The sequence below is a fragment of the Sporosarcina sp. FA15 genome (genome assembly GCF_051550195.1).
Taxonomy (GTDB): domain Bacteria; phylum Bacillota; class Bacilli; order Bacillales_A; family Planococcaceae; genus Sporosarcina; species Sporosarcina psychrophila.
On the sequence record NZ_CP188818.1, the window covers coordinates 2,835,019 to 2,851,664 of the forward strand.

A 16,646-nucleotide genomic window follows, 5' to 3' on the forward strand; every position below is an offset into this window, starting at 1 on the left:
CAAAATTAAAATTTTCTTCATTCCTTACTACCTTGCTTACATAATGAATCTCATTCTACTCAGCCCTTTGTAAAAAATTCATAAGTTTTTCACTATATTCGTAATAGTTAAAAGGATTTTTTACAACTACATTAGTTTTCAAGTTTTCTATTTCTTTTAAAGTTAGCTCACTTATAAGTTCTAACCGCTCTATTAACTCTTCTTTAGAAGATGTTTTCAACAGAAACCCATTTAGGCCATTAATTAAGTAACTTGCAATGTCGCTCGTATTATTAGTAATCACTGGAATACCACATCCAAACGCTTCAGATAGTTTAGTAGGAAAACCTGCTGTCGTCACCTTATTTTCTGGTCTTACAAAAATAAAAAAATCACTATTTCTAATCGCCTTTAAAACATCTGAATGCCCGATTCTTCCTATGAATTCAATACTTTTATTACCTTCTAAAATCTCTTTATGATTTGGATTCAGTTGTAAATACTGATCAGAACTGACCCCTATAATCTCTAATGAAAGATTTCTTATTTTTGGCCTTATATCGGAAAATGCTTCTATTAGCAAATCTAATTTTTCTTTTTTCATATTCTTCCCTGGACTACCTGCGTAAATTAATTTGATTTCATTTCTTATGTTCTCTTGGATATTAATGTTCCATTTAGAGTCTGACATATCTAGTAGGTTTGGGATTAAAACTGTAGGGACTGTCTTTTCAGAATAATATTTCTGAAGGAAGCTACTAATGCATATTACACCGGTAAGTTCCTTGTTTAAGTATCTCATTCTGAACTCTGTATCAATAAACTTAATGAGTTTCCGAACAATATTCCCCTCTGCCAAACCATACCATTCTGTGCAATCGGAATAGATTTTAACATTGTTTTTTTTAGTCCAACTTCTTAACTTTAACAATGGTATCGCCGGATAATTGTAAGCTATTATTGAATGTACATTTTTTAAGTCTTCTTTACAAATAATATTTAATATATAATTAATTCCTAATAATTTTCTCATTGAAGAAACTTTATTTATATTGTGTACCTTAAGTTTTTTCATCAAGTGATTACTAGCACTTTCTTTAACATCACTAATATATCTAACATCATATCCTAGAGATTTTAGAAGCTTACCATTGACTATCACTCTTTGGGCAGCTGCGCTACCATCCGGTAATTTAAAATTACCTACATAATATATTATAGGTGCCATTTTCTACCCTCTTTTTCATCAAAGTTATCCGTAAAATTGTCAAGTAATTGTTTATGTGTCACATTCCATAATTCGGATGACCTTCACTGATCTCTATAAAATGATTGAGACTGAGATTGTTTTATCAAAAATTAGAATAGTAGCCCTACACTGTCGTAACTTTACGAGCGATACTACTAACCTTCCTATTAGCCAACCCAACCAAAGTCCCCTTCAACTCCTCATCACTCATATCAAGAAGTTTACCAAGAACAAACTCCATCTCAACCTTACCAACCGGCTCCGCCTTCCCAACAAAAATCTTAGGAAACACATACTCACTCTGCCGTTCATTCTCATTAAGAAGTTCCTCAAACAATTTCTCCCCAGGCCGTATACCCGAGTACTCAATCCCAATCTCTTCCTCACTATACCCCGACAGCTTAATCAGGTTCTTCGCCAGATCGACAATCTTCACCGGCTCACCCATATCAAGCACAAACACTTCACCACCGGCAGCCAAAGTTCCTGCCTGAATCACAAGCCGTGAAGCTTCCGGAATCGTCATAAAATAGCGAGTCATCTCAGGATCCGTAATCGTAACCGGACCGCCCTTTGCAATCTGTTGCTTAAACAAAGGAACAACACTTCCTCTTGACCCAAGCACATTACCAAACCGCACTGCCGCAAATTTCGTCTCGCTATCTTTCGCAAGATTTTGGACAATCATTTCAGCAAAGCGTTTCGTCGCTCCCATGATATTGGGTGGGTTGACTGCTTTATCCGTTGAAACCATCACGAAGTACGGAACACCAAATGTATCTGCTGCTTCCGCAACATTCTTCGTACCGAAGATATTATTCTTCACAGCTTCCATTGGATTAGCTTCCATTAAAGGAACATGTTTATGCGCAGCTGCATGATACATAACATCCGGTTTATAGTCACTAACGATATCAAAAATACGCATTCGATCTTGGACATCTGCGATAATCGGAATTATTTCTATATCTGTTGAAACCTTTTGGCGTAATTCCATGTCAATGTTATAGATAGAACTTTCACCATGACCTAACAGAATCAAACGGCTTGGCTTAAATGCACACACTTGTCGACAAATTTCCGATCCGATGGAACCACCTGCTCCTGTAACAAGAATGGTTTTATCCGTTAGCTTGTCCGCAATCGCTTTTAAATCGAGTTGGACTTCGTCTCGGCCTAACAAATCTTCAATTTTCACATCCTGCATATCATTGACGGATACTTTCCCCGTCATTAAATCTTCAATGCGTGGAATTGTTTGTGTTTGGACACCTGTTTCAATACATAATTTCATCAAGTCAGCCATTTGCTGTTTATCCATGGACGGGATGGCAATAACGATTTTTTCGATGTCATTGTCTTTAACGAAATTAGGGATTTGGTTCGTGCCGCCGACTACTTTCAAATCGAAAATTTCGAGGCCTTGTTTCGCACGGTCATCGTCTACAAAAAGAACCGGTTTCATGCCAGATTCAGAGTTTTGAAGTACTTGACGCACAATCATACTCCCAGCTTGTCCAGCCCCAACAATCATTGTCCGCTTCGCTTCTTTGTCCTCACGGTGATTGATTGTATCCCGGAATAGCCGCCATGACAATCTCGACCCACCAAGCATAAGGATATGTAACATCCATGTGAGGAGAAGTGCCCGTAAATAAATATCTTGTGTAATAGTGAATTGGACGGCTGCGACGATGACAATCGTTAATGTAACCGCCTGGAAAATAGACTTCAATTCACCGATGGACGCATAGGACCATGCCTTTCGATATAGGCCGAAGCGCCATGCGAAGAAGTGATGGGCGATTTGAATCGTAATCGCGCTGATGAGCAGCATTTTGTTGGTAAACACGTTGATATAAGGATGCAAGATAAAATAACCTATGTAGATGGAAAACAAAACTATGAAGGAGTCCGCAATCGCTAAGTATGTCATTCTCTTTTTAATCGACATATTCCCACTCTCCTTCCGCTGAATTATTTGAACATTCCTATTATAGCGGGACTTTTTAACCAATGACACATAATTTATCATTTTTTAATGTTTATCCCAGTACAATAGTAGCACTTCACCCAATTAATCGCCACCACTTTCTAGAGATTGGGATTTCTGGTTCTAATAGGTACAGAGATTCATCCTGTAAAATACGATCGTTGTTTTCTAGCAGAATATCCACGATATTATGCAACTTCTTCTTTTCTAAATAATCGAGCCCTTTTTCGAACAGGGCGGGTCTCGTCGTCACGTTATGTACATCCGACCCATAAGTATGAATCAAGTTCGCTTCAATCAGTTGGAGTGACAGTTTTTGAACATTCTTCCCAAAGTGACCCGCTACACTGCCCGCTGTGATTTGTGCAAGTGCACCATGCCTGACGAGCCGCTCGAGCCGTTCGGGTTTTTCTGCGATGGCCCGGTTACGTTCGGGGTGAGCGATTATCGGGATGTAGCCTTCTCCCAGTAAGGACTGGATAATATTTACGGTATAGGCAGGCACCGATTGCGTTGGAAGTTCGAGTAGTAGATAACGTGAGTTAGCGAGTGTCAACGCCTCTTTCATGAGCAACTTTTCGACAAGATTGTCGCACAGACGAACTTCTTGGCCTGTATGAAGCTTGACCGGAATTTTTGCTGCCTCTATAACATCTTTCAGTAATTCGATTTGACCTTCAATTTCAGTACGCGGTACATGGAAGTGTGGGCTGAATGCATGCGGTGTTGCAATCATATCTGTAATGCCTTCGATTGCCGCTTGTTCTAGTATTCGTAACGTGTCTTCAATCGTTTCCGGTCCGTCATCGACACCGAAAAGAATATGACTATGCATATCTATCATTTAGTTCTCCTCTTTCAGCAATAAAGAAAGAGAGTGAAAGGACAAATCTATCCCTTTACTCTCCTGTTCCATAATATTGGTAGTAGTAATGATCTTTTTCAAGTACAAAATTGTTCAGCATTGTACCAAGGATATTGGCTTTAGCTGACACCAATGCCTCTTTCGCTTTGAGAACGCTAGCCTTCTCTGTCGAACCCGAATTAAGGACAAGGATTGTACCATCGCATTTATTCGACAAAATCTGCGCATCTGTGACAGATAAAATTGGTGGCGCGTCGAAGATAACGATGTCATAGCTTGCAATTAGTTCTTCGAGCAAGACATCCATCGTTTTCGAACCGAGCAATTCTGCTGGATTCGGCGGAATCGGTCCGCATGTAACGAGGTGAAGGCCTTCAATTTCTGTTTCGATAACGACGTCCTGCAACCCCCACTTTCTAGTTAATAAGTTGGAGAGCCCTGTCGAATTTGTTGTGTGGAATGTGTAATGCATCGTTGGTTTTCGCATATCCGCATCAACGAGCAGCACTTTCTTCCCATCCTGCGCAAAAACAATGGCGATGTTTGCAGCACTCGTCGATTTGCCCTCGCCCGGCGTCGATGAAGTAAACAGTAATGTTTTGAGATCCTTATCAGGCATTGAGAAGTTAATGTTCGTTCGGACCGTGCGGAATTGCTCCGAAACGACTGATTTCGGATTCACATTGGTCACAAGTTTACGTGCAACCGCTTGAACGGGCTTCTTTTTCTTGTTGAACATGACGGTCACCTCTTCTTCCTTCTACTTTTTACGGGTCCTTTTGCATCCTGTATATCTTTTTCTGCAATTGTGCTGATTAGACCGAGTATAGGTAATCCAAGCAATTCTTCAGCATCTTGCTCCGTCTTGACTGTCGTATCCAAGTATTCGAGTAGGAATGCAATCCCTACACCTAGCATCAAACCAATCACTGCCGCGATTGCCATATTGAGCATCGGATCAGGTTTAATCGGCGCTGGGTTTTCCGCAAGGACTGCCGGCGATAGGACGTTAACATTATCGACATTCATCAGCTTCTTGATCTCTTCTTGGAACACTGCAGCTGTCGTATTGGCAATATCCACAGCTACATAAGGCTCGGTATCTTGGACGCTAATGTCTAAGACTTGTGAGTTTTGCGCACTATTCACAGTGATTTTGGTTTTTAATCCAGCAGGCGTTGTATCCAAATCCAGATTTTCAATCACTTTTGAAAGGATTGCTGGGCTTGTGATGATAACGTTATATGTATTAATGAGTTGAAGATCGGTTTGAATAGCCTGTGCGTTAAATTGTTGTTGTTCACTTTTTTCTTGATTGACCAGAATTTGTGTCGACGCTTGGTATATCGGTGTCAAAAAGAGGTAGCTGACAACTCCGGCAATCGTTACAGCAAGAATGACCGCACTAATGATCAATACAAGCCGTTTCCTCAATGTCTTAGCTAAATCTTGTAAACTAATCGTTTCTTCCATAAATGACAGTTTCCCCTTTACAGTTGCATTGTCGAACTTTGACTAAGTATATCATAATGGGTTTTCCTTTTGTAACAAATATCCCCAATCTATATGGTATATTAAAGCTATTCTAAAACGAAGTAGAAAGGTGCAGGTATGAAGACTCAACCCATTTTTATAATCATATTATCTGTTGTTTGTGTAGGTATCCTTTGGTTCAGTGCCTCGACTTGGCAAGAGAAAATTCGGAATGCAGGGGGAACTTCTACTCAGCAGGATGAAGTTATACAAAAAACCATTGTTGAAAATGAGACGCCTGTTAAAAAGACGTCACCCGTTAAGAAGTTGAGCGTAGATGATTTACAGAAGATAGGCGCTTCGTTAGACGACAAGACGCTTGAGGTGATTAGTACCCGCGCGGAAGCCGGGGAGCATGTCCAGATGCTAATTGTCGGTTCCGAGGCACTTGCAGATGCAGCGGATCGCTTTGCAAGCGTGATTAGTGATACGTATGGCGGTTTGATTGGCGTAGATGTGGCCACATTCGATATGACATCCGCTCGTTTTGTCGAGGAAGAGTTGGAAATCGGTGGAATTGACTGGCAAGCGGGCTATGACATCGTCCTGTACGAGCCATTCACGTTGCACAACAACGGTAAAGTCGTCATTGAAAACGAACACCGGCATTTACTTGCCGTGAAGGCGCTAGCGGAAAGTACTGTAGAGGATGTATCATTCCTTGTCACTCCGCCGCAACCGATTTACCGGGCAGGTTATTATTTGACGCAGATCCGGGCGCTTGAAAAGTACACAGCAGCGCGCGGTATCCCCTACATCAATCATTGGTCTAATTGGCCCGATACGGGTTCAGAAGATTTACTGACGTATATGGATGAAGCGCGTACCCCTACTGAGAGTGGGATGCTCGCCTGGTCGGATGCACTTATTGCTTATTTTGTGAGTGAGTAAAAAAATACACTGTGCCAGTTACTGCCACCATTCATGTACTTCGAATTGTGGCAGCAGCTGGCACCACACTAAAGCAGTCACCATGGACATGAAAGCAATAAAAACCCCTTGTAAGGCGCCTGCCTATGTAAAATGAGCGAAGGCATCCCCTAGCGCTGCAGCGAATTCTATTGGATTCTTTATTTCTACATAATATGGTACAATTCCAATCTGAGCAAAACGAATCGTTCTGTTCGTTTTTTTTCGCATTCTATTCATTTCATCCGCCCAACCCGATTTATGCAGCAACAGTTTACTCAACTCAAGTGACTGCTCTTAACTCGTTTGCCGAAGTGGAAGGAATTTCATATGTGAAGTATTGGAATAAATAGCCAACTCTTAGCCTTCCTAGATGACAAGAGCACGCCGAACAGTGATGGTGCAGAAGTTTGGGCACATACGTTAATTATTTATTTTATAGCAACTAGACGGAGGAACAGAAGATGGATCAAATTAATAAAAAAAAGAAGAAAAAATGGCCTTGGATCGTTGGTATTATCGGGGTTTTAATTTTAGCAGTTGTTGTTTATGGTATTGTGGTTTTCAAAGGGTTGACCGATACAGCTAAAGAGATACACGAACCGATTGATCGTGATCTATCCGAAAAGCGTGAAGAACCTGTTGCTTTTAAAAAGAAGGAACCGTTTTCCGTACTTGTGCTTGGCGTTGATGAGCGTGAAGGCGATAAGGGCCGTTCGGATACGATGATTGTCTTGACTGTGAATCCAGAATTAAAATCTACTAAGATGGTTAGTATTCCACGCGATACATATACAGAGATGGTTGGTAAAGGTGTCCAAGATAAGATTAACCATGCCTACGCATTCGGTGGCATCGAGATGTCGATGGATAGCGTTGAAGGTTTGCTCGACATCCCAATCGACTATGTGGTGCAAGTGAATATGGAGAGTTTTAAGGATATTGTTGACGCGGTCGGCGGTATTAAAGTTACTAATCCATTGGACTTTAAAGTAGGTACCTATACATTCCCTAAAGGTGAAATCACATTGGACGGCGAAAAAGCATTATCTTTCGTACGAATGCGTTATGAAGATCCACGCGGCGACTTTGGTCGACAGGATCGACAAAAACAAGTCATCCAAGCGGTTATGCGTGAAGGCGCTTCTCTTAATAGCTTAGTGAATTTCAAAAGTATCTTTGGCGCGATCGGTAAGAATGTCCGGACAAATATGACGTTCGACGAAATGACTGATGTTCAATCGAAGTATCGCGATGCGTTCGGAAAAGTTGATCAGCTTTATATTAAAGAAGGTCAGGGTAAAATGATGAATGGTGTATGGTATTACATGATGAACGATCAGGAATTAGAAAGTATCAAAGTTGAATTGAAAGAGCATTTGAAGTTGTGAAAGCAGTTGTTCATGGCGTTTGCTAGTAAAATAGTCCCCCAACCGGATTAATCAACGGTTGGGGGATTTTTTTGATGTTGGGGAGATTTCATTCAAACTATGAATACTTTTGACTGTTCGTTCCTAAGCAATAATTGATTTGAACGTCCGAAGGCCCCCTTCTCTGACCTTCCCTTATGCATGTATTCTTGCATTCAGTATGGTACAATCCTCATATGAAAAAACTAATCGTTCTGATCATTCTACTAAGCATTCTATTCTTCTCATCCGGGCAAACCTATGAACAGCAGTCGCTCATCCCTACACTTGAGAAATGGCTGCCGAGTGAACCGTTCGAATCATCCCTTTCAAAGTTGCAAGTGCCCTATTGGGGTACAACGATTTCAGTTGAGGAACGAGGCTATTACCACTTCGTTGAGTTCCTTCTTCGAAAAAGCGCTCATTTTGTCATTTTCGGTGTTCTTGCCGTCGCTATCTACTTGATACTACCCAAACATGTATTTCGCATGTTGACAGCGACTTGGATTACAGTTCTACTCGCTATCGCGGATGAGTATCACCAGTCATTGACGGGCGGACGGACGCCAGCGTTGCAAGATGTGATTCTTGATGCGGCAGGAGCCGTGACGTTTTTGATTATTTTACGGCTGATTATGCTAGTGAAACCGAAGAAAAAGAAAAAGAAGAAAAGAAAAGCGTCGCCTAAAAGGAACACAGCTTAAGTGCACCACTTCCTGTGGGCCTCCAAGCGGCTAGACATAAAAAAGCAAGAGTCCACCGAGAGGCGACTCTTGCTTTTTCGATTCTTTTTATAGACCCATTGCCTTGTTCAATAGACTGTCTTTACGTGCTTTTTTCTTCGCGTTATAATCATCGATTAAGTTTTGTGCATAGGATTTATCGTAGCCGTTTGCTACTAAATCTTTCTCCACCCCTTTGATGACACCTGCGAATACTGCATCGGTACGTGCTTCAAGCCCGTTTGCAGCACCTACGTATTTATTGTAAAAATAACCGTAGCTGATGCTTTCTCCACTCGCTTTTTTATCACTGTACTCTTTCTTCGCATGCCCCACCAATGTATTCAGCTTACTGTCAGCCTGTGATTGGAGATTTTCAAGCGTCGGGACATACTTCTGTTTAATCGTACTGACTGTCGGTTTTGGAATTGTTTCCGTAGTGTTACTCTCCCCCGTCGTCGAGCTAGGGGCTTTATCGCCAGAAGACGTTCCTCCCCCTTTACTGCCGTCTGTAGAAGTCCCTTTCACTTCGCTGCCATCTGTAGACGTTCCTTCAGACGAAGTTCCCTCGGTTACGGGAGGTAAAGTAGGCTCGACAGATTCCACAACTTCACCATTGGCATCCACTGTAATCGTCGTTCCGTCAGGCATTTCAATGGTATACGGATCTTCAATGATTTTTGCCACTTCTTCATCCGCTACATCGTACTCTTTGAATTTAAAGAAATAAAGTAGAGTTCCCGCGGTGGCCAAGAGTACAATTAGTAGTATTAGTAAGAAAATCTTTAGTTTTTTCTTCAATTGACTACCCCTTTATTGTAATTATATTTACTAGTTTAACAGAAAGGTGCTGTAGGGTGTAGCCAAAAAGGCAATTTTCGACATTTTGTGTTTATTCTCGAGGGTTTGGGGAGTTGGTTGGAGGGTTTACTGGGTTCGTTGGATACATCAGGGAATTGGTTGGACACTTCAATAATTTTGGGCCGCACTGTCTACTTTTATCGCCAAACAAAAAGAAATCCCCTTAAGTCTAGAAGTAGACTTAAGGGGATTTCTGAACTATTTTAAAAGTTTATACTCGAACTTCTTATTTAATGAAGTTAATTTTATATGTTAACGTTTGACCGCCTATTAATGTAACATTTATATCGATTGAACCAGACAAGTTCCCTAGTTTAGGAGCACCATTCACTACGTCAAGAGCTTGTGCTTTAATAGCGGATAAACTAGTTTCTGTTACTCCCACTCCAAGAAATGCTCCTGCTAGTCCTTTTCCGAAAAGGTCTACTGTAGATTTATCTTGATCTGTAATTGTTACATCCACAGTGTTAGAAGATGGAGAAAATTGAACTGTTGCACCTACAGCTGAACTGTCGATAGCATCCAATTTAGCTTGAACTGCTGATTCGAATACCGCTTCAGCTGATGGAGGTGTTACTGTTCCACCGCCACCGCCGCCGTTTCCAGGACTTGGTGTTACTACTGGAGCGTCAGGGTTTGTTGTTCCACCGATTTGCTCGATGTTGCCTTTTACTTTATCGTAATCTTGGATTAGATCTTTTGCAGCTACTCCTTCAGGAAGGACTAGATTTGCAACTTTTGTTTTATCGCCTAGGGAGATTTTTGCGTCTTTTGACTTAATTTCAAGCTTGTCGACTTTCCCTGTTGTATCTAACTTCACTTCATTGGCAGATTCAATCGTTACTTCTGCAATGTTGCCAGTACCTGCGATTGTTAGTTTGTCAGTTGAATTGACTGTTAGGTTGCCTACATTTGCATCAATTGTTACTGCTGTAGCTCCTGCATTAATCGTTACTTTTGGAATCGTGATGCCCGCATCCGCTTTAATCGTAACGTTAGCAGAAATGATTAATTCTGAAACTTTTGTAGTACCTTTGTATTCGATTAGTACGCCGTCTTTCGTTACCACAACGCTAGCCATTGTAGAATCAATAAAGATGATGTCTGCTGCTGGTGTTTCTGCCGCTATCGAATAACTCGCTTTTGCTGTAGAAGCTGCTTTATCGGAAACGATCGTTTTTCCTTCTATTGTAACTTTTTCAACAGTGACGCTGCTTTTCACTTCTTTACCGATTTCTAGATCACCTTTAATTGTAAGGTTTTTCAGGTGAACATAGTCCCCGTTAATTGTTAGATTACCAGGGAACGTTAACCCTTTGCCATCTAGTGTAAGATGTTTTTCAGCAGTACCGCTTGCTTTAATTTCAATTGAACTAATGCCAACGATCGTACCGTCTTTAACCGAGTACTTGACGACTGCTCCTTTAAGAGCTTCTAGATTAGAATCGCTGAATACGTCTTTCAAGATAGCTGGCAATGTATATGTTCCTTCTGCGAACTCTACTTTATCAGCCGTAATGTTTACGAGTGTCGATTCTTTCTGTTGAGCTTCTGGAACTTCCGGAACTTCAGGCGTTTCTACCTTAGTTGCTGCTTCACTTTTAAAGATGAAAGAAGCAACTTGTCCGCGTGTTACGAATGCGTTAGGTGAGAAAGTAGTTGCAGTTGTTCCAGACGTGATTTTATTGGAGAACAATGTTTGAATATAGTTCGCAAACCATTGTTTGTTGTTAACGTCTTTGAATGGTAGATTAGAAAGCTTGTTTTCTTCTAAATCATAGCCTAATACGAGCATTTGCGCGACATGAGCGCGTGTTAGGTTACCCGTTGGTTTAAATGTTTTGTCTTCATATCCTTTAATAATTCCTGCATTTACAAGTGCAGCGATATGTCCGTAATAAGGATGATCCTTTTTGACATCTTTAAATCCTGGATCTACTACATTTTTCGTGTCTAGACCCAAAGCCAAAGCCATGATTTTTGCTGCATGCGCTCTGCTAATTTGTTGACCTGGCTTGTATGTACCGTCTTCATAGCCACTAATAACGCCTTTAGATGTTAAACTCTTGATAGCTTCATAGAACTGATGCGTATCTTTAACGTCCGAGAAGGAAGTGCCTTTCGTTACTTCTGCTTGTGTAAAGGTCGGTACTGCAGCAACAAATGCCCCCGTTGCAACCGTTGTCGCTAATGTTGCTCTGAATAGTTTTTGATAAGTGTTTTTCTTCATTCTCCAACCTCCTATGATATATATCCTTAAAAAACCATTTTAACATATTATTAGACATAATCCCCATAAATACATGGTAATCTGAATTTACTATTTTCATCGTATCATAGATTTAGTAGGTATTCTATAGTAGGTTGATAAAAATTGTTTGGTATTTCTGAAAACTTTTTCTACAAATAACTCTACTATTTCCTTACTAGCTTCCCTTTTGAGCCGATATATAAACATATAACTACTATAATATAGGGGTGTTATTTTTGAGGAAAATTATTTCTATACTTGGATTCTTTTTTATTCTTGGACTTTTGTATGTTGTGCTTCCTGCAAATGAGGGCTTTGCTTCATCTAAAGAGAGTGATCGAGTGCTTGTTAAATTCGTTGGTAGTGAATTGATTGATAGTGTGGCAAAAGACGAGGTTGAACTTCTTAATGGTATCGAGGTTCTTCAGCCTGATTTCATTCGCTATGCAGCCATACAGACAACTACTGGCGTTGCGGATTCTTGGGGGAAAGAACGGATTGGTGTAAAAAAAATGGTTCCAGGTAAGGGTACGGTTGTTATCGCAGTCATCGATACGGGCGTCGATTACACGCATCCGCTGCTGAAGGATCGGATTGTAGCGGGATATGATGTACTCAAAAATACGTCTGACCCGATGGATGTGCATTTCCATGGTACGCATGTCGCGGGTATCATTGCTGATTCAACGCCGGCAAATGTGAAAATCATGCCCATTCGCGCAATGGATGAAATAGGAAAAGGGTATGATTCTGATATTTCGACAGCGATTCGATTTGCGGTTGATAATGGAGCGGATATTATTAACTTGAGCTTTATTGGGGAAGGTTACTCGCAATACTTGACCGATGCACTCAATTACGCCCTTGCGAATAATGTCCTTGTGGTCGTCGTTGCTGGGAATAACGGGGCGGATACTGCAAATTATTTCCCTGCTTCCGAACAAAATGTAATCGTTGTTTCCGCTACCGATCAACATGATAATATCGCTAGTTTCAGTAATACGGGCGACACAATAGATCTTTCTGCCCCGGGCGTCGGGATTGTTTCGAGTTTGCCTGGTAATCGATACGGCAGTCTGACTGGCACTTCTATGGCTGTGCCGTTTGTTAGCAGTGTTGCAGCGATGATAAAACTGGATGATCCGAGTCGTTCGATACAGGAGATTGAACGGCTGTTGAAGAAGTATGTCGATGATCGAGGCGCTGTTGGTTGGGATCCGATTTTCGGGGAGGGCATTGTCAATGTTGCGTCGTATGACGAACCTCAACGTGTCAGCGCGGATGAACAGGCGATGGACTTTTCAAACTTCATCCGGCTTCCCACGGTGAGAAATGTTCCTTTGAATAAGGAGTGGCATATTGAGTTTACCCGGCAGCTTTCAGCTAAGGACATCATTGACGTTCACGTTTTTCGAGGCAATGAACTAGTGCCGATTACGTTGCGTTCAAAAGTTGAAACTAAGGAGATTGTTGCTACGGCGGTTTCTTCTTATGCGCCATCTACTTCGTATAAGCTTGTGATTCGTGTTAAAAATGGGAAGGATTATTTGATGGATTTTTATACTGGATATTAGGTGAAACCCAGCCAAGGTGGGACTTTGGCTGGGGTTTTTGTTGGGTTGTGAGGTTCTGTTTTGTTGGAGAGTTTCCGGAATTGGTTGGACACTCTCTTGGTTGGTTGGACACTTCATTGATTTGGTTGGAGGCTTCGCCGATTTGGTTGGAGACTCCACCGCGTTCGTTGGACACTTCAGCAATTTCGTTGGATACTTTTCAGTTGGTTGGGCACTTTATTGATTTGATTGGACACTCTCCGGTTGGTTGGACACTTCACGGGATTCGTTGGACGCTTCACCGATTTTGTTGGAGACTCCACCGCGTTCGTTGTACACTCCCAATAAAGTGCACAAAAAAAGAATTGCGGACCAATCGAGGCCTGCACTTCTTTTTTTGTATGACGACTACATAAAAACTCAACACAAAAGTAATTCTTAAGCAAATATCGTAGTGGTTTAATGAAGAATTATAGTACTCATTCCAAGCACCTTCTTCAATCACACTATCACTTTTTCTTTTTACGAAAAGTTTGATTTTGAATGTCTTCAATTGCTTCTCTGGTCGCATCTAAATACGTAATCGTAGTTTCAAATTGTCTGGATGCAACAGACATGAACAGAATATCCATTACATGCAGTTGGGCAAGTCTAGAGGATGTAGCTCCGCTTCGAAAGTTCGCTTCGCGCGTTGGAGATGTATACAACTGGATTTGTGATATTAGCGAAATAGGTGACTGTCCAAATTTCGTTAAACTAATTGTCGTGGCACCTTTTTCATTTGCCATTTCCAAGATTTTCTCAACCTCAAATGTGGCGCCTGAAAAGGAAATTCCAACGACGACATCGTTTTCTCCAACGTTGGCCACAATCGTTGCACCCATATGTAAATCAGTGCTTGCTGTTGAAGCTTTGTGAATACGTAAAAACTTTTGCTGCGCATCAATTGCGGGAATTCCGGAAGCACCTACGCCAAAAAAGTGTATATTTTCAGCGTTTACGATAGCTTCTACTGCTAATTCTAATTGTTCGCTTTCCAGTAACTCAGCTGTTTCCAGTAAGGTATGCACGGCGTGTTCCGTTACTTTTTGTATTGTCGTGGAAACGGGTTCATTTGGCTGGATGTCCCGGTTTGTAAGTTCAATTTTACGACCTATGTCTCCATTAATTCGAAGTTTCAAGTCTTGGAAGCCTTTAAGCTTTAAAGACTTGCATAGTCTGGTCACTGCCGCACCACTTGTTAGGCTAATTTCTCCAAGTTCTGATATCGTCATCGTAACAACCTTTTCGGGATTGGCTAAAATATAATCCGCAATCTTTTGTTCTGACGGTGGAAGAACTTGTCGCATTTCATTTAATAACACTAAACCGCCACTTGATATTGCCATTTCCATCAACCCTTCTTCACTTGCTAGTCTCTCCGAATCATCTAATGCGACTATTAGTTTGTCAACTCTTTCACCATGACGTGGAACGTTCGGTAAGTTTGAAACCCATTTTTTAAGTATAAATGACCAGCTGCACTCGTTTCACTTGTCCATAAGAACCAGGCACCCAGTATTGTTTGTTGTTTCATCATATGAAGCGTTTCGTGTAACAAGATTTTGCCTAGTCCTTTTCCTTGTTCATTTTCATCCACTCCGAAAGGACCAAAACGCTCACGAATCCCTTCATATCCTCCATACAATGCGAACCCAACAACCTGATTATGCTTTTTCGCTACCAACACTTGAGACGGATCTACTCCCTGCAATACACCTTCACGAATCGCCCGTCCCCAATCGGGATTGAACTGTTGATTGGCAAACTGGATTAATTCATAAAAGTCGCCGTCTTGCACATGACCAAATGAGTAGCCTTCTTGCTGGCGTACACGCTTTAACGCTTGCACGTTTTCGGGATACACATAATCGAGCAATGTACGGTGCATCGCTACGGGTGAATACACGCGACGGAATCCTTCTTTTTGTAAAAAGGCAAAACCAGATGAATAGGCTTCTTCATCAATGCCAGGTAAAAAGTAGTTTGGAGCATATGAAGAAAAAAATAGCTTTTCCGCTCCTTGCTCACGGATATAGGCTGATGCCCGTTCCATTAATTCGTGGCCAATACCTTCTCTCTCTACACTTGGTTGAACCATAAAGAACGTAATCCACCCCGTATCAGACTCCAAACTTCCGCCTTGCATTGGAAGCTTTCGGGTAATGGCTAATATGGCACCGACAATTTTTTCTTCTCGGATAGCAACAAATAAACCTTGTGGATCAAAGTTCGCATCGAGTAATACTTGTTTACGGAACCGTATTTGATTAATGGGATCATGATACAATACGTCATTCCATAACTCGACAATCCCTATTTCATCTCCATTTTGAAATGTCCGGTACATTCTCTCCATCACCCTTCTTTAATTGAAGCGAGTTTCACCGCATCTAGCACAAATCCATCTGCATTTGTTATCAGTTTCCCTGCTTCTTCTTTAGTCACATTCGTAAGAATTATAACAATCGCTAGTTTTACATCATAAGCGGTTTCATCTAAAACAATTTCCGCTTGTTCATAGGACACATCTGTAATCGAGCACACCATCTTTTTTGCACGCTCACGCAATTTATAATTACTTGCATTCAAATCAACCATTAAGTTTTTATATACTTTTCCAGTTTTAATCATCGCTGTTGTTGAAATCATATTTAAAATCATTTTATGCGCAGTTGCTGCACGTAATCGAGTTGAACCGGTTAACACTTCGGGGCCTGTGATGACTTCAATATTGATATCCGCATAGTCACTTATTGCGGATTGTTCATTACTTGCAAGACTGACTGTCGTTGCTCCGCAAGTGTTTGCAAACGTAAGGGCACCTATCACATAGGGGGTTCGCCCACTTGCTGCAATGCCAATAATGACATCATTTTTGGTGATATCGAGTTTTTGCAAGTCAGAAGAACCAAGTAATTCATCATCTTCTGCACCCTCTACAGCGTTAAACATAGCACCTTCACCACCCGCTAAAACCGCTCGGACGAGTTCAGGAGATGTACTAAATGTAGGAGGACACTCTACAGCGTCCAAAACGCCAATTCGTCCACTCGTTCCAGCGCCAACATAAATAAGTCGTCCTCCATTTTTAAATGCCCTTACGACTTTTTCAACAACTTGACCGATATATGGGATCATTTGTTGAACAGCAAATGCAATGGTCTGATCCTCTTCGTTCATGGTATTTAAAACTTCATTTATCGACATTTCATCTAATCTTGTAGATTTCGGATTGGATTCTTCAGTTGTAAGAAGCGATAACTTTTTCATAGCTCCACCT

At 41.2% G+C, this 16,646-nt stretch carries 15 protein-coding genes; 5 read left to right on the top strand and 10 right to left on the bottom strand.

Annotated elements, in window-relative coordinates; all coding sequences use genetic code 11:
* Nucleotides 1-55 precede the first annotated feature (55 nt).
* The 5 genes from ACP8HG_RS13375 to ACP8HG_RS13395 all read right to left on the bottom strand — a co-directional run bounded on the left by ACP8HG_RS13375 (nt 56) and on the right by ACP8HG_RS13395 (nt 5,559).
* Nucleotides 56-1,207, bottom strand: a complete 1,152-nt coding sequence (locus ACP8HG_RS13375) for a glycosyltransferase family 4 protein (RefSeq protein WP_438296709.1) — start codon at nt 1,205-1,207, stop codon at nt 56-58.
* A 145-nt stretch (nt 1,208-1,352) separates the two neighbouring features.
* Entirely contained in the window at nt 1,353-3,182 is a 1,830-nt protein-coding gene (locus ACP8HG_RS13380; protein ID WP_438296711.1) for a polysaccharide biosynthesis protein, read from the bottom strand.
* A gap of 115 nt (nt 3,183-3,297) precedes the next feature.
* Nucleotides 3,298-4,065 (bottom strand): tyrosine-protein phosphatase, encoded by a 768-nt coding sequence (locus ACP8HG_RS13385; protein ID WP_438296713.1) that lies wholly within the window; start codon nt 4,063-4,065, stop codon nt 3,298-3,300.
* A gap of 55 nt (nt 4,066-4,120) precedes the next feature.
* Nucleotides 4,121-4,825 (bottom strand): CpsD/CapB family tyrosine-protein kinase, encoded by a 705-nt coding sequence (locus ACP8HG_RS13390; RefSeq protein ID WP_338655168.1) that lies wholly within the window; start codon nt 4,823-4,825, stop codon nt 4,121-4,123.
* Nucleotides 4,826-4,830: 5 nt separating this feature from the next.
* The gene (locus ACP8HG_RS13395; RefSeq protein ID WP_438296716.1) at nt 4,831-5,559 is read right to left on the bottom strand and encodes a YveK family protein; all 729 of its coding nucleotides are present in this window, start codon (nt 5,557-5,559) and stop codon (nt 4,831-4,833) included.
* Nucleotides 5,560-5,697: 138 nt separating this feature from the next.
* On the opposite strand from ACP8HG_RS13395, the gene ACP8HG_RS13400 reads away from it, so the two are divergent.
* The 4 genes from ACP8HG_RS13400 to ACP8HG_RS13415 all read left to right on the top strand — a co-directional run bounded on the left by ACP8HG_RS13400 (nt 5,698) and on the right by ACP8HG_RS13415 (nt 8,641).
* Nucleotides 5,698-6,510, top strand: coding sequence for a hypothetical protein (locus ACP8HG_RS13400; RefSeq protein WP_438296718.1), 813 nt, complete (start codon nt 5,698-5,700; stop codon nt 6,508-6,510).
* A gap of 194 nt (nt 6,511-6,704) precedes the next feature.
* On the top strand, nt 6,705-6,881 hold the full coding sequence (locus ACP8HG_RS13405; protein ID WP_438296720.1) for a hypothetical protein: 177 nt from the start codon (nt 6,705-6,707) through the stop codon (nt 6,879-6,881).
* A gap of 111 nt (nt 6,882-6,992) precedes the next feature.
* Entirely contained in the window at nt 6,993-7,919 is a 927-nt protein-coding gene (locus ACP8HG_RS13410; RefSeq protein WP_438296722.1) for an LCP family glycopolymer transferase, read from the top strand.
* Nucleotides 7,920-8,134: 215 nt separating this feature from the next.
* A complete protein-coding gene (locus tag ACP8HG_RS13415) occupies nt 8,135-8,641 on the top strand; it encodes a VanZ family protein (RefSeq protein WP_438296724.1) in 507 nt (168 codons plus the stop codon).
* Nucleotides 8,642-8,728: 87 nt separating this feature from the next.
* On the opposite strand, the gene ACP8HG_RS13420 is transcribed toward ACP8HG_RS13415, so the two are convergent.
* Both ACP8HG_RS13420 and ACP8HG_RS13425 read right to left on the bottom strand, forming a co-directional pair.
* Nucleotides 8,729-9,460: a hypothetical protein gene (locus ACP8HG_RS13420; protein WP_438296726.1), complete on the bottom strand. Its 732-nt coding sequence runs from the start codon at nt 9,458-9,460 to the stop codon at nt 8,729-8,731.
* 286 nt (nt 9,461-9,746) lie between these two features.
* Nucleotides 9,747-11,750, bottom strand: a complete 2,004-nt coding sequence (locus ACP8HG_RS13425) for an S-layer homology domain-containing protein (RefSeq protein WP_438296728.1) — start codon at nt 11,748-11,750, stop codon at nt 9,747-9,749.
* 257 nt (nt 11,751-12,007) lie between these two features.
* Here ACP8HG_RS13425 and ACP8HG_RS13430 point away from each other — a divergent pair, with 257 nt between their 5' ends.
* The gene (locus tag ACP8HG_RS13430) at nt 12,008-13,345 is read left to right on the top strand and encodes a S8 family peptidase (protein WP_438296730.1); all 1,338 of its coding nucleotides are present in this window, start codon (nt 12,008-12,010) and stop codon (nt 13,343-13,345) included.
* A 488-nt stretch (nt 13,346-13,833) separates the two neighbouring features.
* Here ACP8HG_RS13430 and ACP8HG_RS13435 read toward each other — a convergent pair whose 3' ends face one another.
* Genes ACP8HG_RS13435 through murQ form a run of 3 tightly spaced genes read right to left on the bottom strand, consistent with a single transcriptional unit; the run spans nt 13,834 to nt 16,636 of the window.
* A complete protein-coding gene (locus tag ACP8HG_RS13435) occupies nt 13,834-14,718 on the bottom strand; it encodes a MurR/RpiR family transcriptional regulator (protein WP_438296732.1) in 885 nt (294 codons plus the stop codon).
* A gap of 47 nt (nt 14,719-14,765) precedes the next feature.
* Nucleotides 14,766-15,713: a GNAT family N-acetyltransferase gene (locus tag ACP8HG_RS13440; RefSeq protein ID WP_438296734.1), complete on the bottom strand. Its 948-nt coding sequence runs from the start codon at nt 15,711-15,713 to the stop codon at nt 14,766-14,768.
* Nucleotides 15,714-15,721: 8 nt separating this feature from the next.
* Nucleotides 15,722-16,636, bottom strand: a complete 915-nt coding sequence (gene murQ, locus ACP8HG_RS13445) for an N-acetylmuramic acid 6-phosphate etherase (protein ID WP_338655146.1) — start codon at nt 16,634-16,636, stop codon at nt 15,722-15,724.
* Nucleotides 16,637-16,646: the final 10 nt, after the last annotated feature.